We start from the raw sequence: 26,718 nt of genomic DNA, 5'->3' as shown, positions 1-26,718 counted from the left end.
GCGGCGCGGGTCGGGACGGCGCGGATCAGGGCGGGGCGGATCAGGGCGAGGCGGATCGGCCGGCTCGGGGGCCGTGCCCCCCGCCGGCGCGGGCGCGGCGCGGCGGCCGGACGTGGCCGACGACCCCTTCCCCCTGCCCGACTTCGCCTTCCCCGACCCGGAGAGCCTCGTGCTCCCCGACCCCCGCGTGCCCGAGGGCGTGCGCCGGTGCGCCAACGAGGCGTGCCCGGACCGCACGAGGCTCCCGCCGAAGGACGTCGGCCACTGCCTGTCCTGCGGCACCCCGTTCTCGTTCCGGCCGAGCCTGGCGCCCGGCGACGTGGTCGAGCAGCGGTACGAGGTGTGCGGCCCCATCGCGCACGGCGGCCTGGGCTGGGTCTACCTGGCCAGGGACAGCAGGCTCAACGACCGCTACTGCGTCCTCAAAGGACTGATCGACGCCTCCCACGCGGCCCTGACCGCGTTCGAGGTGTGGGCGCTGACCCAGATGGACCACCCGAACATCGTCGGCATCTACAACTTCGTCAAGCACCCCGACGATCGCACCGGCAAGGTGCGCGAGTACATCGTGATGGAGTACGTGCCGGGCCTGCCGCTCAACGTGGTGGCCACCGCGGCGCAGCAGGGGAACAGCCGGTTCGACGAACCGCTGCTGACCGAGCACGTGATCACCTGCGGCCTCCAGGTCCTCGCCGCGCTGGGCCACCTGCACGAGCGGGACATGCTCTACTGCGACCTCAAGCCGGACAACGTGATGATCCGGCCCGCCGACCGGAGCGACCCGGACACCCGGATCAAGCTGATCGACCTCGGCGGCGCGCGGCAGGCGGGCGACACCAGCAGGCCCATCGTCATCACCCGGCGCTACCAGGTGTCCGCGGAGGAGATCTCCGCGCGCGGGATGACCGTCGCCTCGGAGATCCACACCGTGGGGGAGACCCTCAACCAGCTGTACCGGGCGACCTCCGACCACACCGGCCAGGAGGTGCCCGCCGACCGGCACGGGCGCGAGCAGCAGCGGATCGCGGTGGGCATCGAGTCGTTCAAGCTGGTCTGCACGCGGGCCCGGCACCCGGAGCCCGAGCGCCGGTTCGCCGGGGCCGCGGAGATGGCCCGGCAGCTGCGCGGGGTGCGGCGGGAGATCGCCTCCCTGCGCGACGGCGTGCCCCGGCCGGAGCCGTCGGCGCTGTTCGCGGACAACGCCGTGCTGCTGGACGCCGGGCTGGGCGCGGTGCCGCCGCTGACCCGGTGGACCCGCCGGGCGGCCGACGTGCCGCTGGGCGCGCTGCCGCTCGACATCGGGACGCCGACCCCGCTCGCGGTCGCCACCGGGCTGCCGACGCCCCGCCCGCGGCCCGACGACCCGGCCGCCGACGTGCTCGCGGCCGCCGCCACCGAGGACGCGCCGCGGCTGCTCGCCCAGCTCAAGGCGACCGGCCTGGACACCGCGGAGGTGGCGTTCGCCCGCGTCCGCGCGGGGCTGGCGGCCGGCGAACCCGACGCCGCGGCGGCGGGCCTGGCCAGGGCGCGCGAGCTCCAGGGGGACCGGGACTGGCGGCTGCGGTGGCACGAGGGCCTGGTGGAGTTGGCCGCGGCGGACACCGCGGCGGCGCGGTCGTACTTCGAGGAGGTGCGCCGCGCGCTGCCCGGGGAGATCGCGCCGGAGCTGGCGCTGGCCTGCTGCGCCGAGCTGCTGGGGACCCCCGAACCGGCGGAGCCCTACTACCTCGCGGTGTGGCGGCGCGACCGCTCGGTGGTCAGCGCCGTGTTCGGGCTGGCCCGGGTGCACCTGGCGCGCGGCGACCGGGCGGGCGCGGTCGCGCTGCTGGACGAGACGCCCGACGTCTCGCGGCACCACGACGCGGCCCGGATCGCCGCGGTGCGGGTGCTCAGCGGCACGCTGCCGGGCGGCGACCACCCCACCGGGCCCGACCTGGACGACGCCGCTACCCGGCTGGGCGCGCTCTACCTCGACGGCGGCGAGGCGGCGGGCGAGTCGCGCACCCGCCTGGAGACCGTCGTGCACGAGGCCAGGTTCGGCCTGCTGCCCGCCCCCGAGGCGGCCGGTCGGGCGGGGGACGACCTGCGGGCGCTGCTGGAGCGGGCCTACCGCGCGCTGGCCCGGCAGACCACCGACCGGGGCCACCGCTCCGACCTCGTCGACCTGGCCAACGAGCACCGCCCGTTCACCTTCCGCTGACCGCGACGGAGAGACCGTGGAGCACCGAACAGACTTCGACCTGCACGTCAGCCAGAACCAGTACCTGTCGCCGGCGGACCGGGAGGTGCACGCCGCGCTCGTGGTGACCGCGCGCGGCGAGGCGTCCCCCGGCGCCGAACCCGAGGTGGCGCAGGTGATCCTGATCGACTGCTCGGGCTCGATGTCGTTCCCGATCACCAAGATCGGCGCGGCCCGGCAGGCGACCAAGGTCGCCGTCGACGCGCTGCGCGACGGCGCGCTGTTCGCCGTGGTCGAGGGGACCGAGCGGGCCCGGCAGGTGTTCCCCGCCAAGGGGTTGGCCGTCGCCGGCCCGGAGACCCGGCGGGCCGCGAAGGACGCGGTGAACCGCCTGTCCGCCACCGGCGGCACGGCCATCGGGACCTGGCTGACCCTGGCCGGGCGGCTGCTGCGGGAGCACCCGACCGCGGTGCGGCACGTCATCCTGCTCACCGACGGGCGCAACGCCCAGCGGGAGGGCGAGCTGGAGCGGGTGCTGGCGGAGTTCGGCTCGGACTTCACCTGCGACGCGCGGGGCATCGGGGCCGACTGGCTGCCCACCGAGCTGCTGCGCATCGCCGAGGCCCTGCACGGCACGGCCGACGCCGTCCGCGCGCCCGCCGACCTGGCCGCTGACTTCGCCGCCATGACCCGCGTCGCCATGGGCAAGCTCGTGCCGGAGCTGCGCGTGCTGGTCCGGACGACGGCGGCGAGCCGGCTGGACTTCCTGCGCCAGACCCACCCCTCCGAGGCGGACCTGCGCGGTGAGGTGGTGGACGAGCGGACCACCGCGTTCACCACCGGCTCGTGGGGCGCGGAGAGCCGCGAGTACCACCTGCGGCTCACCGTCGACCCCACCGGCCTGCCGCACGACAGCGGGGTCCGGGTCGCCCGGGTGGACCTGGAGGTGCGCGCGCCGGGCGCCACCGCGTTCACCAGGGTGGGCGAGGCGTCGTCGGTGGTCGTGCACTACACCGACGACCTGGAGCGCTCCAGCCGGATCGACGCCAGGATCGCCCGGTACACCGGGCAGACCGAGCTGCGCCAGGCGGTGCTGGAGGGCGGCGTGGCGCACGACCGGGGCGACCGGGAGGCCACCGCGGCGGCCTGGGGCCGGGCGGTCGCGCTGGCCACCGGGCTCGGGAACCGGAAGGTGCTGGAGCGGCTGCTGCGCCTGGTCGAGGTGGTCGGCGCGCCGGAGGAGGGCGTGGTCCGGGTCAGGGAGGGCCTCGCCACCGAGGACCTGCTGTCCGTGGCCGTGGGCTCGACCCTGTCCGGCCTGGCCTCGGAGTCGGTCGCGGGTCCCGCGGCCGCGTCGCCGGTCGTGGCGGCGGGTCCCGACGTGACCTGTCCGGAGTGCTCGCTGCGGTGGCCCGCCGGGTCGGCGTTCTGCGGGGACTGCGGCAGCCCGATCGCGGTCTGAGGCGGGCCGGGGCGCGGTCGTCCCGAGGCCCCCACGATCGCCTCAGCGCCGGTACGGGTCCTCGGGCACCGGGAGCCGGTGGTGCGGCGCGAGCCCCCGGAACCAGGTGTCGTACGCCTGCCCCAGGCTGCCGTCCCGGCGCATGTCGTCGAGCACGCCGTTGACGAACCGGAGCAGGTCCTCCTGCTCGCCGCTCACCGCGACGGCCGCCTTGGTCGTCACCGGGCTGCGGTAGTCCAGCAGCACCGTGCCGGGGTCCTGGGCCTGGTAGCCGTGCAGGATCAGCACGTCGGAGTAGACCGCGTCGACGAGCCCGCGCTGGAGCAGCATCAGGCAGTCGCTGGTGTCGTTCACCGCCACCGGGACCAGCTCCCGCCGCCCCTCCCGGCGCTGCCGGTCCCGCACGTCGATCATCTCGTCGCTGTTGGTCGTGCCCCCGCCCGAGCACACCTTGCCGCCGGCCAGGTCCTCCGGGCCGGCCACGCCCGACAGGCCGGCCCGGACGAGCAGGCCGCTGTGGGTCTGCATGTAGGGCCGGGAGAACCGCAGGTCGTGCGTCTCCACCCGGCAGGCCGTCACGCTCACGCCGGCGATCACCAGGTCCACCTCGGGGACGTCGGCGAGCCGGTCGTCCCCCTCCTTGGCCGTGCGGTTGGCCCCGGTGTCCAGGGAGTACAGCCGGCCGCCGGTGGGCAGGCCGATCATGCGCAGCCCCTCGTCGCCCGCCGGCACGCCCAGGGCGGCCGCGATCCGCCTGGTGATGTCGATCTCCAGGCCGGACAGCTCGCCGGTGATCAGGTCCCGCTTGCTGCGGAACTGCCCGGTCTGGCTCACCCCGACCCGCAGGCCCTGCTCGCGGACGCGGCGGACGTGGGGCCCGTCGGGTCGGCCGTCCGGCCCCAGCGGGCCGGTGGCGGGGTCGAGGCTGTCGGTCGAGGTGTCCGAGCAGGCGGCGGTGCGCTGGGGGTTGTCCTGGTACCCCGGGGGCAGGTCGAGTGCCGACGACGACAGGGTGGGGGTGGGGTTGGGCACCTCGGTGGGCGCGGCGCACGCGGTCAGGCAGGCGAGGGCGGCGACGAGGGCGAGTGCTCTGCTCACGTGTAGTACTCCCTGATCCGGACGCCGAGGCCGAGCACGGCGGACACGACCGCGGCGAGCAGGAGCGCGAGCACGACCGCGTCCCAGTTCGCCAGGGTCGCCCTGGCCGACCCGGCGGAGTCGGTCGCCACCGCCCGGTGCTCGTCGATCAGCGCGGTCAGGCGGGCGTCGAGCTGCCCGCCGAACGTGTCCGCGCTGCCCGGGACCGGGTCGATGATCAACTTCACCAGCTCGGTGAACACCGGCGGTCCGGCGTCGACGTCGCCCCGGACCCGGCCGAGCAGGGCCTGGTCGTGCTCGCGCCACGCCCGCACCGCCGCGAGGGCGACCTCGTCACCGCCCGCGGCCGTCACGCGCTCCTCGATCCCGGTGAACGTCTCGTCCAGCTCGGACACGTCACCCGCCTTGGGGAAGATCAGGATGCGGGCCTCGGCCTCGTCCGCCTCCCGACCGAGGTTGCGCGCCTCGGCCAGCGGCCCGACGATCGACAGCTCGCGCTCGCCGACGGCGCCGCGGGCGGCGACGAACCCGATGACGATGCCGCCGCCGAGCAGCGCGACGCAGGTCAGCGCGGTGGCCAGGGCCAGCCCGGGGTTGACCCGGCGACGGGTCCGGCGGGTGACGGACACCTGCGCCGCGACCAGCGCGACGAGCGTGGCCACGCCGGAGAGCAGGGGCAGCCACGGCACCGCGCCCGCGTCCCGCTGCGCCCGCACCACCGCGTCGGTCTGCGCCGCGTGCAGCTGCTCGGCCAGGGGCAGGATCTTGGTGCGCACCAGCGAGGAGGCGTTGGACAGGTACGAGATGCCGACCGGGTTGCCCGCGTCGCTCTCGGTCCAGCCGATCTCCACCAACCGGGTGTAGAGCGGCAGCATCCGGGACAGCAGCCAGACCTGGGTGTAGGCGGCGTCGTCCCCGGTGCCCGCGCTCCTGGACGAGGAGATGTGCAGCGCCTCCGTCGTGTCGGAGACGTCGTCGCGGAAGCGCTGCCGCAGCGGGCTGCTCCGCTCGGGGTTGACCAGCACCGCGTTGAGCGAGTGGGCGTCCGCGTCGGCCATGGCGCGGTACACGTCCAGCGCCGACGCGGTGAGCACCGCCCGCCGCTCCGCCGCGTCCGCGGCCCGCTCCTGCCGGAGGTCCAGCGCCGCCCACCCGGAGAAGGCGGTGAGCAACCCCAGGACCGAGATGAGGACGGCGAACGCCAGGAACCTGTGCTCGGTCCGCTCCACCACGCCGCGCAATCGCGTTCGGATGACCGGCAACCCACCTCCCGGGGAGTGCGTGCGCGCTGATCACCAGGGTGTCGTCCGCGCCGGGGGTTTCGTTACCGGCACCCGGCCGTGTCCGCGCGCACTTCGTCAAGTCGGGCCCCGAATTCGACGTTTCCCGGATACCGGCGCGCAGGTGGAGGTGACATGATCGTGCGGTAACCGGTGGGGACTTCACGGTCGAGCGCGGGCGTCCGGGCCACGAGCCGCAGCCGGGGCGCGCCGTTCCCGGGTCGCCGTCGCGACGACCGCACGAGGAACTGGGGGCGCTTCGACATGGGTCTCAGGTTGCTCGGCCCGGTGGAGCTGGTGCTGGACGGCCGCTCACTCGACCTGGGCGGCCCGCGCCAGCGGGTCGTGCTCGCGGTGCTCGGCCTCAACGCCAACCGCGTGGTCCCCGTCGACCAGCTCATCGACGCGGTCTGGGGCGTCAACCCGCCGTCGACCGCGCGCGGCCAGGTCCAGATCTGCATCTCCGCGCTGCGCAAGCTGTTCGGCGACGCGGGCCGGTCCGGCGCGATCGCCACCCGCCCGCCCGGCTACCTGCTGCGGCTGGACGCCGACGAGGTGGACAGCCTCAGGTTCGCCGAACTGGTCGCCGCCTCCCGCGAGCAGGCGGACGCCGGCGCGCCGGCCGAGGCCGCCGCCACGCTGCACGCCGCGCTGGAGCTGTGGCGTGGCCCGGCCCTGGCGGACATCCCGAGCGACCTGGTGCGGCGCACCGCCACCGTGCTGGAGGAGGAGCGGCTGGCGGCCCTGGAGGCGCGCCTGCGGCTCGACCTGGTCCTGGGCCGCCACCGCGACGTGGTCGGCGAGCTGCACGCCCTGGTCGACGAGCACCCGCTGCGCGAGCGGCTGCACGGGTTCCTGATGCTCGCGCTGTACCGGGCGGGCCGCCAGGCCGAGGCGCTGGAGGTGGGCCGCCGGCTGCGCGCCGTCCTGGTCGAGGAACTGGGCCTGGAACCCGGCCGGGAGCTCCAGGACCTGGAGCAGGCCATCCTGCGGCGCGAACCGGCGCTGGGCGAGGCCGAGCCGCCGCCGCCGGCGCCCGTGCTCGCCCCGCCGCCCGCGACCGAGCGGCCCCCGCCCCCGGTGGAGGTGGTGCCCCGGCAGCTGCCCGCCAGCATCGCCGACTTCACCGGGCGCGAGGAGCAGCTGGACGAGATCATGCGGCTGCTGGACGTCGACGGCCGGGACCCGCAGACCTGGGGGATGCCGATCGTCGCCCTCTCGGGCAAGGGCGGCGTCGGCAAGTCGACCCTCGCCACCCGCGCCGCGCACCAGCTCAGCGCCCGCTACCCGGACGGCCAGCTCTACGCCGACATGTGCTCGGCCACCGCGGGCAACGACCACACCGCCAAGCTGCTGGCCCGGTTCCTGCGCGCGCTGGGCGTGGCGGGCTCGGCGGTGCCCGAGGACGTGGAGGAGCGCGTCGAGCTGTACCGCAGCAAGCTGTCGGGCAAGCGGCTGCTGCTGGTGCTCGACGCCGTCGCGGACGAGGCGAAGGTGCTGCCGCTGCTGCCGGGCAGCGCGTCCTGCGCGGTGATCGTCACCAGCCGGGTGCGGCTGAGCGGCCTGCCGGGCGCCCACCACCTGCACCTGGACGTGTTCGACGCGGCCAGGTCCCTGGACCTGCTGACCCGGATCACCGGCCCCGAGCGGGTCGAGGCCGAGCCGGGCGCGGCGGCCGAGCTGGTCCGGTTGTGCGGCGGGTTGCCGCTGGCGCTGCGGATCGCGGGCGCCCGGCTGGCCTCCCGCCCGCACTGGCGGCTGGCCGGCCTGGTCCGCCGGCTGCGCGACGAGGCCGGGCGGCTGGACGAGCTGGCCCACCACGGCCTGGAGCTGCGGCCGACCTTCGCCATCACCCACCGGGTGCTCGACGAGGGCGCCCGGCGGCTGTTCCGGCTGTGCTCGCTGGTCAGCGCGCCGGACTTCCCCGGCTGGACCGCCGCCGCGCTGCTGGACACCACCGCGGCGGAGGCCGAGGAGGTGCTGGAGAGCCTGGTGGAGGCGCAGCTGGTGGACATCGTCCAGTACGGCGGCGCGTCACCGCGCTACCGGCTGCACGACCTGCTCCGGGTCTACGCCGCGGAGCGGCTCCAGCGGGACAGCACCGAGGAGGAGCGCGCCGCGGCGCTGGGCCGGGTGCTGGGCGGGTGGCTGGCGCTCGCGGAGGAGGCGCACCGCCGCGAGTACGGCGGCCACTACACCATCCTGCACGGCGGCGCGGCGCGGTGGCGGCCGGACGCGCGCGAGCTGGACGACCACCTCGGCGAGCCCGCGCACTGGTGGGAGGGCGAGCGGCGGGCGCTGGTCGCCGCGGTCCGCCAGGCCGCCGGCGCCGGGCTCGACGAGCTGTGCTGGGACCTCGCCCTGACCTCGGTGACCCTGTTCGAGGCCAAGGGCTACTTCGACGACTGGCTGGAGTGCGCGCGGGTGGCCCACGAGGCGGCCCGGCGCGCGGACAACCGGGTCGGCATGGCCGCGATGAGCTACTCGCTGGGCACCCTGCACATGTTCCAGACCCGGCTCGACGAGGCGGAGGAGTGCTTCGCGGCCGCGCTGGAGCTGTTCCGCGCCGCCGGCGAGGAGCACGGGTGCGCCCTGGTGCTGCGCAACTCCGCGCACGTCGACGCCCTGCGCGGGGACACCGCGTCGATGGTGGCGAAGTACACCGAGGCGCTGGCCACCCTGCGCGAGGTAGGCGACCGAATCGGGGAGGCGCACGTCCTGCGCGGCATCGCCAAGCACCGGCTGGACGAGGGCGACACCGAGGCGGCGGCCCGGCTGCTGGAGCGGGCGCTGGCGATCACCAGGGAGACCGGGTGCCTGCGGGTCGAGGCGCAGGTGGCTCACCGGTTCGCCGAGCTGCACCTGGCCACCGGCCGGCTCGACCTGGCCCGCGACGCGCTGCACCGGGTGCTGCGCATCGTGCGGGACAACGGCGACCGGATCGGTGAGCTCTACGCGCTCTACGGGCTGGGTTCGCTGCGCCACCGCGAGGGGCGGCTGGACAGTGCGGAGACGACCCTGGGGCACGCGCTGGACCTGGCGCGCCGGCTGGGGGAGCGGTTGATCGAGGCCAGGTCCCGGTACTCGCTCGGGGAGGTCGCGCTGGCCCGGGGCGACGCGGCGGGCGGGGTCGGGCACCTGCGCGCGGCGGAGGAGCTGTTCGACGGGCTGGGGTCGGCGCTGGGGCGGGCCAGGGCGCTGGCGCTGCTGGCCGAGGCCCTGGGCGCGACCGGGGACCGCGCGGAGGCGGAGGAGCTGGTGGAGCGGGCGTTGCTGCTGCTGGCCGACGCCGATTCCGCCGAGGCCGTGCGGTTGGTGGCCCGGCTGCGGGAACGCCTGGTCGGCGGGGCGGTCGTGCGCGACCTGGTCTGACCTCGCGAGCCGGGTGCCGGGCGTGCGCGGGGAGCGGGTGCCGAGGTCGGCCGCCGGAGCCGGCCACCGGGCGTGCGCGGCCGGGGCCGGCCGCCGGCGTGCGCCGGGCCGGGCGTTGGCGTGCACCGGAACCGGCCGCCCGCGCGGCGACCCAACCGGCGGCGTGCTCACCAGTGCGTGTCGTCCGCGCGCACCCGGCGCTCCTGGCTCCAGTGGGTGTCCTCGGTGCGGTCGGCCACCGCCGACGCGGTGGTGGGCGCCGGGACTGCGACCGCGAGCGGGGCCGTGGTGACGGCCAGGCCGATCGCGAACGCGGTGAGCGAGGACTTCAACACCGGAATCGCCTTCTCTCCGTGAACCGTGGTGCGGGGAACCTCGTGCCGGAACCGTTGTGCCGGGAACCGTTGTGCGGTGCAACCAGTGGACACCCAGGTTCCTTCCCCGCGCCTTCGATCGCCTTGAGCCGGGCGCCGCGGCACCGATAGCGCGTGGAAAGCGGATCGACAGAACGCTCCCGCACCGTGGTCCTCACACCGGCCAGGACGACCGCGGAAGGGAGCGCACCACCATGAACGGTTTCCCCGGACACCACGGGCGACACGACGGCGCCGACCCCGTGGACGCCCTGGCCGAGCGGCTGATGACCGGCGACGGCGTCGAGGCGGCGCTGTCGTCGGTGGCCGCGCCGGAGCACCGCGCGGCGGTGCTGGCCGCGCTGTCGGCCCGGTACCTGCTCGCGCCCGGCGTGGTCACCGCGTCGGTAGTGGGCGCCGGGCGGGCGGTGCGGGCGCAGCTGGACGCCGTGGCCCGGCACGTGCCCGGCACCAGCCACGTCGCGGTCCGCCTGCTCGACGGCGAGCCGCTGGACCGCGACCTGGTCGACCGGCTGCGGCGGACGGGCATCGGGCTGTCCGTGACCGCCACGGCGGGCGAGGCGGTGTTCGGGGCGACCCTCGTGGTGGTCACCGACTTCGCCGACCCCGACACCTGGCCCACCCACCTGCCCGGCGGCTCGGTGCTGGTCAACGCCACCGGCGACGACCTGCCCCCGGCCGTGACCCGCGTGGCGGACCTCGTGTTCGTCGACGACCTGGGCCTGCTGCGCCCCGGCGGACGCCCCGTCGAGGCGGACCTGCGGCAGGTCGTCACCGGCGAGTGCGCGGGACGCACCAGCGCCGACCACGTGCTGCTCGTGGAGCTGCTGACCGAGGGTCGGCAGCCCGGACCACCCCTGGAGGGACTCCCCGTGTCGACCGAGAACGAGATCAAGCGCTTCGTCGTGACCAGCTTCGCCCCCGACCTCACCCCCGACCAGCTCCCGTCCGACCTGGACCTGCTGGACAACGGCGTGGTGGACAGCCTCGGCCTGCTGCGCCTGATCGCGTGGGTGGGCGAGCGCTACGGCATCCCGGTCGAGGAGAGGGACATCTCCCCGGCGCAGTTCAGCTCGGTGGAGGCCATCGGCGCCTTCATCCGGGAATCACGCAGCTTCGTCTGAAGCGGACATCCCTGAAGCAGACACCTCCGAAGAACGACACCGCGGACAGGAGAGGTTCACGAGCATGATCGTGCGGGCCAAGACCGGCGTGACCGGCGTCGACTGGGGGAACGGGCTCAGCTACCGGCTCCTGGTGGAGAAGGACAACATGGGCTTCACCGTCGCCCACACCGTGGTGAAGGCGGGCTCGAAGTCCCCGCTGCACTACCGCAACCACCTGGAAGCCTGCTACTGCATCTCGGGCCGGGGGCAGGTGATCGACGCGGACGGGACCGCCCACGACATCGAGCCGGGCGTCATCTACGCCCTGGACCGGCACGACCAGCACTTCCTGATCGCCCACCCCGAGGCGGACCTGGAGCTGATCAGCGTCTTCAACCCGCCGCTGCGCGGGGACGAGCGGCACAACTTCGACGCCGACGAGTTCTCCCACTACTGACCGGTCACGGGTGGGTGCGGGGAGCGGCCCCGTTCCCCGCACCCACCCGCCGACCCGACCACAGGAAGGACCGCAGTGTCCACACGCGACGAGTTGTTCTCGCTCTCCGAAGAGGTGGCCGACGCGCTGGCCTCGGGGTTGCCGGTGGTGGCCCTGGAGTCCTCCGGCGTGGTGCAGGGCCTGCCGCACCCGCTGAACCTCCAGACCGCCCTCGACATCGACAAGACCATCCGCGCGGGCGGCGCCGTGCCCGCCCGCACCGGCATCGTCTCGGGCCGGTTCGTGGTGGGCATGTCGGACCAGGAGGTGGAGCTGTTCGCCACCACGCCGACGGTGCCCAAGGTCGGCGCCCGCGACCTCGGCCCCGCGCTGGCCGGCGGCGGGCACGGCGGCACCACGGTCTCCGCGGCGCTGGTCGCGGCCGGCCGGCTGGGCATCGAGGTGTTCGCGGTCGCGGGCATCGGCGGCGCGCACTTCGGCGCGCAGCAGAGCTTCGACATCTCCGCGGACCTCGTGGAGTTCACCCGCCACCGCGTCGCCGTGGTCTGCGCGGGCGCCAAGTCGCTGCTGGACCCCGCGCTCACGCTGGAGTACCTGGAGACCGCGGGCGTGCCGGTGGTCGGCTACCGCTGCGACGACTTCCCGGCCTACTACAGCGTCTCCAGCGGCGAGCGCAACCCGCGCCGGGTCGACGACCTGGCCGAGCTGGTGGCGGGCGTGCGCCTGCACTGGGCGGTCGGCAACCCCGGCGGCTTCCTCATCACCCACCCGATCGACGCCGCCGACGCGCTGCCCTCCGACGAGGTCTACGCGCTGGTGCGGCAGAAGCAGGCCGAGGCCGAGGCGGCGGGGGTGCGCGGCAAGGACATGACGCCCGCGATCCTCAGCGCGGTCGGCAAGGCCACCCGGGGGCGCACCGGCGAGGCCAACCGCTCGGTGCTGCTGTCGACCAGCGCGCTGGCCGCGGAGGTGGCCGTGGCCCTCAAGGAGCGGTCGTGAACACCGCGGTCCTGTTCGACGTCGACGGCACGCTGGTCGACACACCGGCCGGCATGACCGTCGTCCTGCGGGACGTGGTGGCGGAGTTCGGCGGCGCGGCGGACGAGCCCCGGCTGCGCGCCACCGTCGGCCGCCCGCTGGTCGCCTCGCTGGCCCTGCTGCTCGACCTGCCCGCCGACCACCCCGACGCGGCGCGCGCGGCCGACCGGGCGCGGGCGCTGTTCACCGAGCGGGTCGTCCCGGTGGCGACCGACCTGGTCTTCCCCGGCGTGCCCGAGCTGCTCGCGGAGCTGCGCGAGCACGGGCACCGGCTGGCCGTGGTCACCAGCAAGGTGCACCGCAGCGCGGTGGAGCTGCTGGAGGCCACCGGGCTGCTCGGCCACTTCGACGCGCTGTCCTGCCACGGCATGGCCGAGCGCGGCAAACCGCACCCCGACCTCGCCCTGCTCGCCGCCGCCGCGCTGGCCGTGCCGCCGGAGCGCTGCGTCGTGGTCGGCGACGCCGTGGACGACGTGCTGATGGCGCGTGCCGCGGGCATGGACGCGCTCGGCGTCGCCACCGGCGTCGCCACCCCCGACCAGCTGCTGACCGCGGGCGCCCGAGCGGTGCACGCCGACGCGGCCCGGCTCGGCGAAGTCCTGGTACCGCTCGGCTCCCCCCAGAGGTGATTCCCATGACCAGCACCCGCACCGGAACGGTGCGCGCGCGCTCGGCGAACGCGACGCTCGCGATCCTCGCCGTGGCCCAGTTCCTCATCGCGCTCGACTACTCCATCGTCTACATAGCACTGCCCAGCGTCGGCGCGGAGATGGCGCTGACCGAGAGCTCCGTCCAGTGGGTGGTCAGCGGCTACGCGGTGTTCTTCGCCGGGTTCCTGGTCGTCGGCGGCCGGGCGTCGGACCGGTTCGGGCCGCGGAACCTGTTCATCGTGGCGATGCTGCTGTTCGGCGTGGCCTCGCTGGTGGGCGGGCTCGCGCCGGGCGCGCCGATGCTGCTGCTGGCCCGCGCGGTGCAGGGCGTGGCCGCCGCGGTGCTCCAGCCCGCGGTGATCGCGCTGATCAACACCTCGTTCGCGGCGGGGCCGGCGCGCAACCGGGCGCTGGGCGTGTGGGGCACGGTCGGCGCGTCCGGGCTGGCCGCGGGTGTGGTCATCGGTGGCCTGCTGACCACGGTGTCGTGGCGGTGGGTGTTCCTGATCAACCTGCCGCTGGCGGTGCTGTGCGCGCTCGCCGCGCCGAGGCTGCTGCCGCGCAACACGACCGCGGGCCGCGAGCGCGGCGGGCTGAACGTGCCCAGCGCGGTGCTGTGCACCGGCACGGTCCTGTCCGCGGCGCTGGCGCTGACCCAGGCGTCGGGCAGCGGGTGGACCCACCCCGGCACGCTGGCCGCGTTCGGCGCGGCGGCCGTGCTGCTGGCCGCCTTCGTGCTCCAGGAGCGGCGCAGCGACCGCCCGCTGGTGGACCCGGTGCTGCGGGCCACCCGCTCGCTGCTGGTCGGCTGCGGCGCCACCGCGCTCTACATGGCCAGCGTCGGCAACCAGTTCTTCGTGGTGACCCTGCTGGTGCAGCAGCTGCGCGGGTACGACCCGCTCGCGGCGGGCCTCGCGTTCCTGCCCATGGCGGTGGCGATCGCGGTGGCCAACTCCGTGGCGGCCCGCATCGTGGCCGCGATCGGCGTGCGGGCGACGCTGGCGCTGGCGTTCGTCGCCGACGCCGCGGGCCTGCTGCTGCTGGCCCTCCAGGTGCACGGCGACGGCTACGTGCTCAACCTGCTGCCCGGTTTGCTGATCACCGGCTTCGCCCACGGCGTGACCTACGTGTCGATGTTCATCGCGGGCACCGCCGACGTGGCGGACCGCAACCAGGGCGTCGGCAGCGCGTTGATGACCACCTCGCAGTACATGGCGGGCGCGCTGGGCGTGGCGGTGCTGGTCCTGGTGCTGGGCGTCGAGCCCGGTCCCGACGCCTTCGCCTGGGCGTTCGTCACCACGGCGATCGCGGCGGCGGGCGGCGCGGTGCTGGCCTGGTTCGGGCTGGCCCGACGCGAGCGGAGCCGGTCGTGAGGGGCCGGGCCTGGGTCGCGCGGCTGGGGGTGCTGGTCGTGCACAACGACCCGGTGGTCGAGGCGGAGCTGTGGGACATGGCCCCGCCCGGGGTGACCGTCCACGCGGCCCGCTTCGAGAGCCCCACCAGCACCGGCGCGGAGTACACCAGCGAGTCCTGGGAGCGGGTGGTGAACGCCCCGGACGTGCGGCGCGGCCTGGTCCAGCTCGGTCAGCTGGACGTCTCGGCGATCTGCCTGTGCTTCGGCTCGGCCAGCTTCTTCGGCGGGCTGGGGTTCGACGACGGGTTCGCCGCCGCGGCGGTCGGGCTCACCGGCGGCACCCCGGTCTACACCGCCGGGCAGGCCATCCGCGCCGCGCTGACCGAGGTGGGCGTGCGCCGGCCGATGGTGCTCGCGCCGCCGTGGTTCACCGAGCCGACCTTCGCCGCGACCGGGTCCTACCTGACCGCGGCCGGGTTCGAGCCGGCCGCCCTGGTGCCCTTCCGGCTGGGGGCGCACTGGGACGGCGTCGAGCGGCACCGGCTGTTCGACCGCGGCGGGCGCTGGGACGTCGACCCCGACGAGGTGCGCCGCCAGGTGGTGGCCGCGTTCCCGGCCCACGCCGACGGCGTGCTGCTGCCCGGCAGCGGGTTCCGCTCCTGGGAGGCCGTGGACGCGCTGGAGCGGGAGCTCGGCGTGCCCGTGGTGACCTCCAACCAGGCGTGCCTGTGGCGGTTGCTCGACCTGACCGACCTGGACGCGACCGTGCCCGGCGCGGGTGGCCTGCTGGCCGCCCGCCGGTAACCCGGTCCGCCCCGACCCGACGACCCGAGGGGAACCCCATGCCCACCCGATCCTTCCTGACCGCGTTCGCCGCGCAGGTGGACGCCCGACCGCACGCCCCGGCGCTGTCCTGGGCCGGGACCGAGGTGGACTACGCCTCCCTGGACCGGCTGGCCCGCGAGGCCGCGGCGCTGACCGCCGGCATCCCGGCCGACGTGCCGGTCTGCGTGCCCGCGCACAAGTCCCCGGAGACCGTCGCCCTGCTCATCGCGTGCTTCCGGCAGGGCAGGCGCGTGCTGCTGCCGTCGGCCTCGCTGGGCCCGGACGCGCTGCTGCGGCTGTGCGAGCAGGTCGGCTGCCCGCACGTGGTGACCCCCGGGGGCGTGCGCACCACCGGCGCGGACGCCGGGTCGCTGACCGGACCGGGCCTGCTGCTCACCACCTCCGGCTCGACCGGCACGCCGAAGGTCGTCGTCCTGGCCGAGGAGGGCGTGGACAACTTCCTCGCCTGGGCGGCGCGGTCGTTCGGCATCGGCCCCGGCGTCGGGGTGCTCAACTACGCCCCGCTCAACTTCGACCTGTGCCTGCTGGACGTGTGGGCGGCGCTGGCCGCCGGCGCGTGCGCGGACCTGGTCGACCCGGCCCACGCCACCGACGGCGCCCACCTGGCCGGGCTGCTCGCCCGGCGGGGGCCCGCCGTGGTGCAGGCGGTCCCGCTGTTCTTCCGGTTGGTGACCGGGACCGGGGAAGTCTTCCCGAGCGTGCGGGAGGTCCTGCTCACCGGTGACGTGACGCCGCCCGCGCTGCTGGCGGACGTCGCGGCGGCGTTCCCGAACGCCCGGCTGTGGAACGTCTACGGCTGCACCGAGACCAACGACAGCTTCGTGCACCGCATCGACCCGACCTCGGCGCACACGCCCATCGGGACACCCGTCGACGGCGTGGAGTTCCGCGTCCTGGACGAGGACGGGCGCGAGGCCGACAGCGGCGAGCTGGTGGTGCGCACGCCCTTCCGCGCCGAGGGCTACCTCGACCCCGGGCTGAACCGGGGGCGGTGGCGGGACGGCTGGTTCCGCACCGGCGACCTGGTCCGCCGCGACGGGGACGGGCTGGTGCACCTCACCGGCCGCAACGACCACCAGGTCAAGGTGCGCGGCGTGCGCACCAACGTCCAGGAGGTCGAACAGGTCGTGCTCGCGCACCCCGCGGTGCTGGAGGCCGCGGTGGTCGCGGTCCCCGACGAGCAGGCCGGGAACGTGCTGCACGCCGTGGTCCGCCGCGCGGCGGGCTCCCGGCTCAACGGGCTCGACCTGCGGGTGCACTGCGCCGCCGCCCTGCCCCGGACCGCCATCCCCGGCGCGTTCGAGATCGGCGACACCGCGCTGCCCCGCACCTCCACCGGCAAGGTCGACCGCCACGCCCTGCGCGCGCGGCGGGTCGCGGTCACGGTCACGGGAAAGGTGTGAAGAACGGTGATCGAGTGGAACGAGGACCAGCGCGCGCTGCGCGCGGCGATCGAGGACATGGGCGCGGTGCTCGGTGAGGGCCACGTCGAGCGCGACGCCGACGGCGAGTTCGCCGAGGGCGCCTGGAAGACCCTGCGCGAGACCGGGCTGCTCGGCCTGCCCTTCGGGGAGGAGTGGGGCGGCCTGGGCCAGGACCTGCTGACCACCATGTACGTGTTGGAGGGCCTGGGGCACGCCTGCCGCGACGGCGGGTTCGGCTTCTCGGTGTCGACCCACATGGTCAGCACCGGGGTCCCGTTGCAGCGCTTCGGCTCCCGCGACCTGAAGGACCGCTACCTCACCCGGGTGTGCGACGGCTCGATCATCGGGGCGCACGCCATCACCGAGCCCCAGGGCGGCTCGGACGTCATGGGGATGCGCACCGCCGCGGTCCGCGACGGCGACCACTACGTGCTCAACGGCAGCAAGGCGTTCATCAGCAACGGCCCCCTGGCCGACGTCTTCGTGGTCTACGCCCGCACCGGCAAGAGCGGCAGCCCCGCCGCCCTGACCGCGTTCCTGGTCGACCGGGACACGCCCGGCCTGACCGTCGGCAACCCGGTGGCCAAGATGGGCCTGCGGACCTCGCCGCTGAGCGAGCTGTTCTTCGACGACTGCCGGGTTCCCGCCGCCAACGTGCTCGGCTCGCCCGGTGCGGGGTTCCTCATCCTGGACCACGTGATGAAGTGGGAGATCCTGTGCTCCTTCGTCATCAACGTCGGGGAGATGCAGCACCGCCTGGAGCGCTGCGTCGACTACGCCCGCGAGCGGGTCCAGTTCGGACAGCGGATCGGCTCGTTCCAGTCGGTGTCCAACCGGGTGGTGGAGATGCGCATCGCCGTGGACACCGCCCGCAAGTGGCTCTACGACACCGCGGTGAAGCTCCAGAAGGGGGAGAACGTCACCGTCGACCTCGCCATCAGCAAGATCGTCGCCAGCGAGGCCAACGTCAGCACCGCCCTGGCCGCGGTGCAGCTCTTCGGGGGTTACGGCTACACCGCCGAGTACGGCCTGGAGAAGGACCTGCGCAACGCCGTCGGCGGGACCATCTACTCCGGCACCTCCGACATCCAGCGTCAGCGCATCGCCTCCATGATCGGTCTGTAGAGGGAGAGCAACGATGTCAGTGCAAGCGGTCAACCCCGACACCACCAACCCCGACCTGCCCCACCCCGGCCTGCTGGCGGTCACCGAGTTCCTCGACCACGACCGCGAGCCCGTCCGCGACCTCGTGCGCAAGGCCCTGCCCGACGGCGGCCGGGGCCTGACCGACGTCGAACGCGCGCAGGCCCTCTACTACGCCGTGCGCGACGGCATCCTCTACGAGGTCTACGGCGCCGACCTGTCCCGCGACGGCCTCAAGGCCAGCTCGACCATCCGGCGCGGCACGGGTTTCTGCGTGCACAAGTCCATCGTGTACGCCGCCGCCGCGCGCTCGGTCGGCATCCCCAGCCGCATCTACTACGGCGACGTGCGCAACCACCTCGCCTCGCCGAAGCTGGAGGAGCTGATGGGGGGCAACATCTTCACCTACCACAGCCTCACCACGGTCTTCCTGGACGGCAGGTGGGTGCGCGCCACCCCGGTGTTCAACAAGGTGCTGTGCAAGCTCTACCGGATCAAGCCGCTGGACTTCGACGGCCGCACCGACAGCATGTACCACCCCTACGACGAAGAGGGCCGCCGGCACATGGAGTTCCTGCGGGAGCACGGCGAGTTCGACGACGTCCCCTACGACCGGGTGGTCGACGGCATCCGGGCCAACCACCCCAGGCTGTTCGCCTCCCGGAACACCACCGCGCGCGGCTCGCTGGTCGCCGACGCCCAGGGGGACCCGTCGTGACCGCGCAGCCGGTCGACTCCCTGCCGCGACCGCGCGCGCCCCACGACCCGCGCCTGCGCTCGGCGGTCGACCTGGAGCTGGTCGTGCCCGCGTTCAACGAGGCGGGCAGGCTGCCCGGCACGCTGGCGGAGCTGACCGGGTTCCTGGCCGACCGGCCGTGGCGGTCCCGGGTCGTGGTGGTGGACAACGGCAGCACCGACGGCACCGCGACCGCCGTCGCGGACCACCCGGACGTGGTGGTCATCGGCTGCGCCCGCCCCGGCAAGGGCGCGGCGGTGCGCCGAGGCATCGAGAGCAGCACGTCCCGGTTCGTCGGGTTCCTCGACGCCGACCTCTCCACGCCGGTGGGCACGCTGACCAGGGCGGTGGCCGAGCTGGAGGCGGGCGCGGCGGCGGCCATCGGGTCGCGGCACGCGCCGGGCGCGCGGCTGGTGCGCCCGCAGCCGCTGGGCCGCCGCGTCGGGGGCGCGGTGTTCCGCGCGCTGGCCCGCCGGCTGGTGCCCGAGGTGCACGACACCCAGTGCGGGTTCAAGCTGTTCGAGCGGGTCGCGGTGCAGCGGGCGCTGGCGCACTGCCGGGTCGACGGGTTCGCGTTCGACGTGGAGCTGCTGCGCCGCATCTGGCTGGCGGGCGGCCGCATCGCCGAGGTCGCGGTGGCCTGGACCGACGACGAGCGCTCGACCTTCCGCCCGCTGCACGACGGCCGCGTGGCGTTCGCGGACCTGCTGCGCCTGTACCGGGTCGAGGCGCGATGAGCGCCGGGCGCCGGGTGCTGCTGGTCGGCGAGCGCGACGTGCGGCACCCGCTGGCGGGCGAGGAGGAGCGCTACCTGCACGAGGTCGCGCGGCGCTGGGTCGCCGAGGGCACGCGGGTCACGTGGGCCGTCGGCCGGCCGGCCGGGGCGCCCGCCCGCGAGGCCGTCGACGGCGTGGAGGTGCTGCGCTCCGGCGGGCCGCTGGGCCCCGGTCCGCTCGCCGCGCTGCGGTTGCGGTGGTGGGGGCCCCGGTTCGACGCGGTGGTCGACGCGACCACCCGGCCGGCGTTCGCGCTGCCGCCGGCCGCCGGGCAGACGTTCGCGGCGCCGCCGGCCGCCGGGTCGGCATTCAGGTTGCCGCTGATCACCAAGCCGGCGTTCGCGGTGCCGCTGGTCGCCAAGCCGGCGTTCGCGCTGCCGCTGGTCGTCAGGTCGGCGTTCGCGGCGCCGCTGGTCGTCAGGTCGGCGTTCGTGGTGCCGCTGGTCGCCGGTCGCCGGACCCCCGTCGTGCGGGTCGTGCACCGGGCGCGGTCCCGCGCGGGCGCCGGGACGCGCGGCCGGGCGCTGGCGGACGCCCTGTCCCGGCGGCTGGCGCGGTGGCACCGCGACGACGTCGCGACCGTCGTGCCGTCCCCGTCGACGCGCCACGAGCTGCGCCGCCGCACCGGCCTGCGCGGTCCGGTGTTCGTCGCGCCGCCCGGCACGTCGGCCGGCCCGGGGGAGCGGGCCGGGGACCCGGTGGTCGTGGTGGTCGCGCCGCTGGTGCCCGAGCAGCGCCTGGACCTGCTGCTGCGCCGGCTCCCGGGGGTGCTGGCGCGGGTACCGGGGCTGCGCGTCGAGGTGATCGGCGCCGGGCCGGAGCGCACCCGGCTGCTCCGGGTCGCGCACGAGGAGGGCGTGGCGCGGGCGGTGGTGTTCCGCGGTGCCCTGCCCGACGCCGAGCGCCGCGCGGCGCTCGGCCGGGCCTGGCTGGCGGTGACCGCGGCCGACGAGGTGTCCGGCGCCGCGGTCCTGGAGGCCGCCGCCCACGGCGTGCCGTGCGTGGCGCTGGAGACCGTGGGCGCCCGGGACTTCGTCCGCGTCGGCGAGGTCGTGCGCACGCCGGACGCCCTCGGCCCGGCCCTCGTCCGGCACCTCGCGGAGGCCGCCGACCCCGAGCACGCCCGGCACGTCGCGCGGCGGTGCCGCGCCTGGGCCGACCGGTTCCACTGGGAGCGCACCGCGCGGCTGCTGGCCGCCGTGGTGGAGCACCAGGTCACCGCGTCCCGGCGACCGGGCCAGCGCCGCCGCGCCCGTTCCGACATCTCCGCGCTGGTGCGGCTGCCCGCGGGTGTGCGCCCGCCGGCGGGCGCGCTGCGCGTGACCGACGAGGTCGACGAGACCGCCGGCGTGGTGAGCGCGCTGCTCAACGGCTGCGACGACCACGACGCGCTGGGCGTCCTGGAGCGCCTCGGGTGCGAGGGCGCGCAGGTGCGGCTGGCCGGCCACGACGACCTGCTGCTGGGCCCCCGCCCGGCCCCCGAACCCCCCGTCCCCGCCCTCCCGAGAAAGGTCGACTCCCATGTCAGGTCCTGCTGACCCCCGAGCCGCGGCCCCCGCCCCGGCCGGCACCCGAGCCCGGGTGCTCACCTGGTCCGCGGTGACCGTCACCGCGTTCGCCCTGGCGCTGGTCGCCCAGGCCGTCTACACGAGCGACCCGCACTGGGGCATCCGCTACATGGCGGACCTCTGGGTCTACGTGGCCAGCGGGCAGGCGGTGCGCGACGGGGTGTCCCTGTACGACGTGGTGATCATGTCGCCGCTGTACGGGCCCATGCCGTACCTGTACCCGCCGCTGACCGCGGTGGTGCTCTTCGTGCCCCTGACGTTCCTGCCGTTCGGGGCGGCCGGCCTGGTGTGGAACACCGCGACGCTGATCGCGCTGGGCGCGGTCGTGTGGATCTCCCTGGGCATCGCCGGCGTCCTGCGGACGAGGACGCGCACGGTGCTGACGGTCGTCGGCCTGGTGCTCGTGTTCTGCCTGCTGCCGACCCGCATCCACCTGATCTTCGGTCAGATCAACGCGTTCCTGGTGCTGCTGGTGCTGCTGGACTTCCGCCGCGGCGCGGGCCGGTGGCGCGGCATCGGCATCGGCGTGGCGGCGGCGCTCAAGGTGACGCCGATGATCTTCATCGTCTACCTGCTGATCACCGGCCAGTGGCGGGCGGCGCGGACCGCGGTGCTGGCGTTCCTGGGCACGGTCGCGGTCGGCTTCGCCGTCGCGCCCCGGGACTCGCTGGAGTACTGGGGCGGGCTCGTCTTCGAGTCCTCGCGGGCCGGCGCCGTGTACGCCACGCCCAACCAGTCGCTGGCCTCCGCGATGGCCAGGGTGTTCCGGAGCGAGGTGTTCGCCACCTGGTGGCTGGTCGTGCTGGCGGTGGTCGGGGTGCTGGGGCTCGCGGTGGCGCGCTACGTCCACCACCGGGGCTCGGACTTCCTGGGCTTCTGCGCGGCGGTCCTCACCGGGCTGCTGGTGTCGCCGGTGAGCTGGGAGCACCACTGGGTGTACGTGGTCCCGCTGCTGGTGTGGCTGGCGGTGCGGGCGCACCAGCGGCGCTCGGCCGGGCTGGCGGCGGTGACGGTGCTGCTGTCGGCGGTGTTCACCCTGCGGGTGTTCTGGTGGGTGGGCGTGCAGGAGTTCCCGCCCGAGCCGATGGACCTGAACCCGTGGCAGCAGCTCGCCTCCTCGATGATGCCGGTCGCCGCGCTGCTGCTGCTCCTGCTCGGGCCGCTGTGGGTGCGCCACGAGTTCCGCTCCCGCCCGGCGGGTGCGGGTGCGGGGGCCGTCGCCCAGGCCCCTGCTCCGGCTCGTGTCCCCGCCTCTGCCGCCGCCGCAGCCCCTGCCCCGGACCCGGCCGCGACACCCCCGGCCACCTCCACCACTCCCGTCGTGCCGGAGCCGACCCGATCGGGGTGAGGTGGGTGCGGTCCGCGGTCCGGTCACCCACGACCGGACCGCGCGCGGTTAGCTCGTCACGGTGATCTTTCGCCCGGATGTCCTCGATCGGGCGAAAGATCGCCGTGGTGGCCCGGCGGTCTGTGCCACAGTTCCCTCCCGTCCCGGCCCGGCGGCGGGGAGGCCACCGGATGTTTTGGAGCAGCGTGATGTCGGTGCCGGCGCCCCCGGTCGTCGCGGGAGCGGGCGCGTCCGCCTTCACCGCGAGCGCTGTGGTGGACTCCGTGCGGCGGTTCCGGGAGCACGCGCACGTGGTGACCGACCCCGCCGGCCGCCGGCTCGGCGTGCTGACCGGGCCCACGCCCCGCGAGCACGTCGTCGGGTCGCTCCCGCCGCTGTACCCGGAGTGGCTGGGCGGCCGGGGGTTCTGCCAGGCGCACGGCGTCCGGTTCCCCTACGTCGCCGGGGAGATGGCGAACGGGATCGCCACCACGCGCCTGGTGGTCGCGCTGGCGAAGTCCGGGATGCTCGGCTTCTTCGGCTCGGCCGGCCTGGACCCGCGCGAGGTCGAGGACGCGGTGCACGAGCTGGCCACGGCGCTGCCCGGCCGGGCGAACTGGGGCGCCAACCTCGGCCACACCCCCGGCGAGCCCGAGCTGGAGCGGCGGGTGGCCGAGGTGCTCCTGCGCGCCGGGGTGCCCCGGATCTCGGTGTCGGCGTTCACCGACCTCACCCCGGCGGTGGTGCGGTGCGCGGCGTCCGGCCTGCGGCTCGACCGCGACGGCCGGATCGTGCGCCAGACCCGCCTGCTGGCCAAGGTGTCGGGGCTGGAGGCGGCCGAGAAGTTCCTCTCGCCCGCGCCCACCGCCCTGCTGCGGGCGCTCGTCGGCCGGGGCGACCTGACCGAGGAGCAGGCGCGGCTGGCGGCCAGGGTGCCGGTGGCCCAGGACCTCACCGTCGAGGCCGACAGCGGAGGCCGCACCGACAACCGGCCGCTGACCGCGCTGCTGCCGGCGGTCCTCGCGCTGCGCGACCGGCACGCCCGGCGGCACGGCCACCACGTGCGGGTCGGCGCCGCCGGTGGGCTGGGCACGCCCGAGGCGGTGGCCGCGGCCTTCGCGCTGGGCGCGGACTACGTGGTGACCGGCTCGGTCAACCAGGTCGCGGTCGAGGCCGGGGTCTCCGAGACCGCCAAGCGGATGCTGTCCCGGGTGGACATCGGGGACGTGGCGATGGCCCCCGCGGCCGACGGGTTCGAACTGGGCGTCCGCCTCCAGGTGACCAGCCGCGGCACGCTGTTCGCCGCGCGGGCGGCCCGGTTGCAGGAGGTGTACCGGGACCACGCGGGGCTGCACACGCTGCCCGCCGCGGTGGCGGCCCGGCTGGAGCACGAGGTGTTCCGCCTGCCGCTGGCACGGGTCTGGGAACTGACCCGCGAGTTCTGGCAGCGCCGCGACCCGGCCCAGCTCGTGCGCGCGGACCGCGACCCGAAGCACCGGATGGCGCTGGTCTTCCGCTGGTACCTGGGCAGCTCCGCCCGGTGGGCGATCACCGGCGACCCGGACCGGCGCACCGACTACCAGCTGTGGTGCGGCCCGGCCCTCGGGGCGTTCAACCGCTGGGTCGCCGGGTCGTTCCTGGCCGATCCGGGCAACCGGACCGCGGTGCAGATCGCGCTCAACCTGCTCGAAGGCGCCGCCGTGGTGACCCGCGCCCACCAGCTGCGCACCCACGGCGTCGCGGTGCCCGCCGCGGCGGCGGTGTTCCGGCCCGTGCGCCTGGCCTGAGCCCCGGGACGGTGCGGTGGTCGAGCCACAGCCAGGCGCGGCTGGAGACGGGAATGGCGACCACAGCGCGCCCGAGGATGATCAGTTGGGCCGTCTGCGCCTGGTCGTGGGCCTCGGGGCCGGGGCCGGGCGGGTGGGTGCCGTCTGGTCACCGGGCCTTTCACGCTGGTGGGGGTGGGATCAGGGAGCGGGGACGATCTCGAAGAGGTCGTCGAACTGCATGGGTGCCAGGGCGGTGAGTGCTCCGCCGATGAAGGCTGGGCCGGGGTGAAGCTGGCCGGTGAGCACCCGGGTGACGGTGGAGCGGTTGACACCCATGGATCTGGCCAGGGCGTAGTCGGACCGGAAGCCTGCCAGCCGCATCGTCTTGGAGAAGGCATCCGTGCGCAGCCGGATGGTTCGCGGGACGCCGTCGTGCCGCTGCTTGTCGGTGACCCCGTCCATGGCGCTTCCCCTTCAGGTCGCTACGCCGCTGTGGTGTCGTAGCGGCTGGTCCAGCTGACGAGCAGTTCCCGGGAGCCGGTGGGGTCGAGCGCCAGGCGGCTGAGCTGCCGCATCTTGCCCTGGTAGGTGGCGACGATTTCGGGATCGTCGTGGAAGGTGGTGGCGACGTCGGTTTCGACGTGGACCACCGGCTGGATCGGCGTGTCCAGGGTGAGCAGCGTGGCCGGGTGGCACAGGGCGGAGTGGAGTCCTCGATGCTGGGGGATGACCCGGATGACGGTGTTGGGGGTTCCGGACAGCAGCGTCAGGTGCAGCAGTTGGTCCCGCATCACCCGCGTGGAGCCCACCACCGTGCTGAGGGCGGTTTCACGGAGGAAGATCGTCACTCGGCGGTCGACGGGGGCCACCACGTGGCTCTGGCGCTTCATCCGTGCGGCGACGACGTCGGTGTCCTCGGTCAGGGCGTGGGCGTAGTCATCGGTCTGGACGAGGCTGGGGATGCCGACGGGGTCGTAGGCGGTGACGCTGGTCGCCTGCTGCTCGTGCACCCGCAGCCCGAACAGGGTGTCCACCGACTGCTCGTGCAGCCGCAGGAAGCTCCCCGTGTCGGTCTGCTGGACCAGCGCCATGACCCGGTCGCGGGTCGCCTTGTCGGCTCCACACGTGCCGAGCAGGAAGAAGATGTCCTCCCGGGGCGTGTTCCGGGCACCGCACTCCAGCTTGGACAACTTGCTCGCCGACCAGTCCAGGACCTCCAGCAGCCTGCCCACCCGGATGTTCGACCGTCGTCGGATCAGACGCAGGTAGGCGCCCAGCTCACGGCTGTGGGCGGTGCTCGTCCGTTCGGGGCTGGTCGGTTCCGTCATGGGTTTCCTCTCGGGTTTCAAGGTGCGTCGAGGACGAGCAGCAGGCAGCCTTCGGCGCGGAAGTAGCCCAGCGCGCGGGCCAGGTCGTCACGGTCGTCCGCGACGTGCCGCGTACTCGGCACGACGACGCCAACGGGCCGCAGCCGGTGCGTCAGGCCCTGCAAGCGCCGGAAGCCGTAGCGCTTCAGCGGCGGCCAGTCCGTGACGTCGATGAACACCTCGCCCAGCCTCAACCTGCAGTCGGCCGCCCACTGGTCCAGCCGCGCCTTGTCCTGACCGACGGTGGCGCTTCGAGCAGGCAACGGCCGCACGTAGCCGAGCACGAGCTGCCCTTCCGGTAGGAGGAGGTACAGCATTCTGGTGCGGATCACGGGGCCGACCCGTCATCGGGCGTGCTGAAGACTCCCCGTCCACCTGGCCCGAGCGCCGAGGCGTGGTTCGCGCTCAAAGCCACCATCGCCGCATACCGCCTTGCTGCTGCCGATCCGTTGCTGACCACGCCCTACGGGGGCGCGTTGGGATCAACTAATACTGCAACGGCACTTATGTGAGTGGGTAGCCGCGTCGTTTGTAGTGGCTGAGTCTGGCTTGGTGTTGTCGTCGGCGGCGCCAGCCGGACCAGGACAAGACGTGCTCGGGAGTGGGGAGGTAGCGCTGGACCAGGTTGATCAGCAGCCAGCGTATCTCGGGTATCGTGTAGCCGATCATGCCCGGGTCGCCGGCACCGATTCCCCTTTTGTGGCAACAGCTTTGGTCACGGCCAGCCAGGCCAGGGCGAGCATGGACAAGGTGATGTGCGCATACCACGCCCGCCACGACCGGACCTGGTAGTGATCCAGTCCCGCCTCGTTCTTGGCCTGCTGGAAGCATTCCTCCACATGCCAACGGGATCCGGCGACCCAGGCCAGGTCCACCAGGCCGCAGCGACGGGGGCCGTAGCAGACGTAGTAGGCGATCCCGGTCGGGTCGGACAGCGAACGCCGTGCCAGCAGCCAATGGCCACGGCCGGCTCGCCAGTCGGCGCGGACCGGGATGCGCGCCCAGTGGTACTCGCGCGGACCATGAGCCCCGGCGCCGACCGACAACCGTCGCCACGACCGCCGCGGCAGGGCGGCGATCAGCTCGTCGGCCCGTGTCCGCCGGCCGTCAGGGGTGACCAGCGTGTCCTTGCACTTGATCGCCAGCACATGTGAGGCGTCCCGCTCTTCCAGCCAGTCCCGCAGGCAGGGGGCTTGGCCGTAGGCTTCGTCGGCGGTGACCCAGGCGAACGGCACGCCGGCGTCGAACGCGCGGGCGAGCATCGTCATCAACTGCCGGGGCTTGGTCGCGAACTCGACCTCGTCGGGTATGTCGGTGATCCTCACCCCGTTTGGCGGAGTCGGGTTGCTGGAGTTCAGGCTACTGGAGCGATCCTGGCGTGTCGGAGTTCGT

At 74.7% G+C, this 26,718-nt stretch carries 23 protein-coding genes; 16 read left to right on the top strand and 7 right to left on the bottom strand.

Annotated elements, in window-relative coordinates; all coding sequences use genetic code 11:
• Positions 1–73: 73 nt before the first annotated feature.
• Positions 74–2,200 carry a tetratricopeptide repeat protein gene (locus Q5530_RS36110; protein WP_415367384.1) on the top strand — a complete coding sequence of 709 codons (2,127 nt, stop codon included), beginning with the start codon at positions 74–76 and terminating at the stop codon, positions 2,198–2,200.
• A gap of 16 nt (positions 2,201–2,216) precedes the next feature.
• Positions 2,217–3,641 (top strand): VWA domain-containing protein, encoded by a 1,425-nt coding sequence (locus Q5530_RS36105; RefSeq protein WP_415367382.1) that lies wholly within the window; start codon positions 2,217–2,219, stop codon positions 3,639–3,641.
• A 42-nt stretch (positions 3,642–3,683) separates the two neighbouring features.
• Here Q5530_RS36105 and Q5530_RS36100 read toward each other — a convergent pair whose 3' ends face one another.
• Complete coding sequence (locus Q5530_RS36100) at positions 3,684–4,739, bottom strand: transporter substrate-binding domain-containing protein (RefSeq protein ID WP_415367381.1); 1,056 nt, start codon at positions 4,737–4,739, stop codon at positions 3,684–3,686.
• Positions 4,736–6,001: a hypothetical protein gene (locus tag Q5530_RS36095; RefSeq protein ID WP_415367380.1), complete on the bottom strand. Its 1,266-nt coding sequence runs from the start codon at positions 5,999–6,001 to the stop codon at positions 4,736–4,738. Before Q5530_RS36095 ends, Q5530_RS36100 begins: the two co-directional genes overlap by 4 nt.
• 282 nt (positions 6,002–6,283) lie before the next feature.
• Here Q5530_RS36095 and Q5530_RS36090 point away from each other — a divergent pair, with 282 nt between their 5' ends.
• Complete coding sequence (locus tag Q5530_RS36090) at positions 6,284–9,391, top strand: AfsR/SARP family transcriptional regulator (RefSeq protein ID WP_415367379.1); 3,108 nt, start codon at positions 6,284–6,286, stop codon at positions 9,389–9,391.
• A gap of 167 nt (positions 9,392–9,558) precedes the next feature.
• On the opposite strand, the gene Q5530_RS36085 is transcribed toward Q5530_RS36090, so the two are convergent.
• Entirely contained in the window at positions 9,559–9,726 is a 168-nt protein-coding gene (locus tag Q5530_RS36085; protein ID WP_415367377.1) for a hypothetical protein, read from the bottom strand.
• Positions 9,727–9,959: 233 nt separating this feature from the next.
• Here Q5530_RS36085 and Q5530_RS36080 point away from each other — a divergent pair, with 233 nt between their 5' ends.
• From Q5530_RS36080 to Q5530_RS36020, 13 genes are all read left to right on the top strand, one after another.
• Positions 9,960–10,889, top strand: a complete 930-nt coding sequence (locus tag Q5530_RS36080) for a phosphopantetheine-binding protein (protein WP_415367376.1) — start codon at positions 9,960–9,962, stop codon at positions 10,887–10,889.
• Between the two features lie 64 nt (positions 10,890–10,953).
• On the top strand, positions 10,954–11,328 hold the full coding sequence (locus Q5530_RS36075) for an ectoine synthase (protein ID WP_415367375.1): 375 nt from the start codon (positions 10,954–10,956) through the stop codon (positions 11,326–11,328).
• Positions 11,329–11,403: 75 nt separating this feature from the next.
• A complete protein-coding gene (locus Q5530_RS36070; RefSeq protein ID WP_415367374.1) occupies positions 11,404–12,327 on the top strand; it encodes a pseudouridine-5'-phosphate glycosidase in 924 nt (307 codons plus the stop codon).
• On the top strand, positions 12,324–12,995 hold the full coding sequence (locus tag Q5530_RS36065) for an HAD family hydrolase (RefSeq protein ID WP_415367372.1): 672 nt from the start codon (positions 12,324–12,326) through the stop codon (positions 12,993–12,995). The genes Q5530_RS36070 and Q5530_RS36065 overlap by 4 nt, the downstream gene beginning before the upstream one ends.
• A 5-nt stretch (positions 12,996–13,000) precedes the next feature.
• Positions 13,001–14,389 (top strand): MFS transporter, encoded by a 1,389-nt coding sequence (locus Q5530_RS36060; protein WP_415367370.1) that lies wholly within the window; start codon positions 13,001–13,003, stop codon positions 14,387–14,389.
• Positions 14,386–15,174: a hypothetical protein gene (locus Q5530_RS36055; protein WP_415367369.1), complete on the top strand. Its 789-nt coding sequence runs from the start codon at positions 14,386–14,388 to the stop codon at positions 15,172–15,174. Before Q5530_RS36060 ends, Q5530_RS36055 begins: the two co-directional genes overlap by 4 nt.
• A gap of 38 nt (positions 15,175–15,212) precedes the next feature.
• Positions 15,213–16,619, top strand: a complete 1,407-nt coding sequence (locus Q5530_RS36050) for a class I adenylate-forming enzyme family protein (RefSeq protein ID WP_415367368.1) — start codon at positions 15,213–15,215, stop codon at positions 16,617–16,619.
• Between the two features lie 6 nt (positions 16,620–16,625).
• Complete coding sequence (locus tag Q5530_RS36045; RefSeq protein ID WP_415367367.1) at positions 16,626–17,765, top strand: acyl-CoA dehydrogenase family protein; 1,140 nt, start codon at positions 16,626–16,628, stop codon at positions 17,763–17,765.
• A gap of 13 nt (positions 17,766–17,778) precedes the next feature.
• On the top strand, positions 17,779–18,501 hold the full coding sequence (locus Q5530_RS36040; protein ID WP_415367366.1) for a transglutaminase-like domain-containing protein: 723 nt from the start codon (positions 17,779–17,781) through the stop codon (positions 18,499–18,501).
• The gene (locus tag Q5530_RS36035; protein ID WP_415367365.1) at positions 18,498–19,256 is read left to right on the top strand and encodes a glycosyltransferase; all 759 of its coding nucleotides are present in this window, start codon (positions 18,498–18,500) and stop codon (positions 19,254–19,256) included. Before Q5530_RS36040 ends, Q5530_RS36035 begins: the two co-directional genes overlap by 4 nt.
• Entirely contained in the window at positions 19,253–20,833 is a 1,581-nt protein-coding gene (locus tag Q5530_RS36030; RefSeq protein WP_415367364.1) for a glycosyltransferase, read from the top strand. Before Q5530_RS36035 ends, Q5530_RS36030 begins: the two co-directional genes overlap by 4 nt.
• A gap of 43 nt (positions 20,834–20,876) precedes the next feature.
• Complete coding sequence (locus Q5530_RS36025) at positions 20,877–22,211, top strand: glycosyltransferase 87 family protein (RefSeq protein WP_415367362.1); 1,335 nt, start codon at positions 20,877–20,879, stop codon at positions 22,209–22,211.
• 170 nt (positions 22,212–22,381) lie between these two features.
• Complete coding sequence (locus tag Q5530_RS36020) at positions 22,382–23,977, top strand: PfaD family polyunsaturated fatty acid/polyketide biosynthesis protein (RefSeq protein ID WP_415367361.1); 1,596 nt, start codon at positions 22,382–22,384, stop codon at positions 23,975–23,977.
• 180 nt (positions 23,978–24,157) lie between these two features.
• Here Q5530_RS36020 and Q5530_RS36015 read toward each other — a convergent pair whose 3' ends face one another.
• From Q5530_RS36015 to Q5530_RS36000, 4 genes are all read right to left on the bottom strand, one after another.
• A complete protein-coding gene (locus tag Q5530_RS36015; RefSeq protein WP_415367360.1) occupies positions 24,158–24,421 on the bottom strand; it encodes a transcriptional regulator in 264 nt (87 codons plus the stop codon).
• Between the two features lie 20 nt (positions 24,422–24,441).
• Positions 24,442–25,287: a helix-turn-helix domain-containing protein gene (locus Q5530_RS36010; protein ID WP_415367359.1), complete on the bottom strand. Its 846-nt coding sequence runs from the start codon at positions 25,285–25,287 to the stop codon at positions 24,442–24,444.
• A gap of 17 nt (positions 25,288–25,304) precedes the next feature.
• Complete coding sequence (locus tag Q5530_RS36005) at positions 25,305–25,643, bottom strand: hypothetical protein (RefSeq protein ID WP_415367357.1); 339 nt, start codon at positions 25,641–25,643, stop codon at positions 25,305–25,307.
• 348 nt (positions 25,644–25,991) lie between these two features.
• Positions 25,992–26,718 (bottom strand): IS701 family transposase (locus tag Q5530_RS36000; RefSeq protein WP_415367355.1); only part of this gene is annotated, 727 nt, incomplete at its 5' end.

The sequence above is a fragment of the Saccharothrix sp. BKS2 genome, assembly GCF_047689505.1.
Lineage (GTDB): Bacteria > Actinomycetota > Actinomycetes > Mycobacteriales > Pseudonocardiaceae > Actinosynnema > Actinosynnema lopnurensis.
The sequence above is the reverse complement of the archived record's forward strand: the minus strand, read 5'-3'. Positions and strand labels throughout refer to the sequence as shown.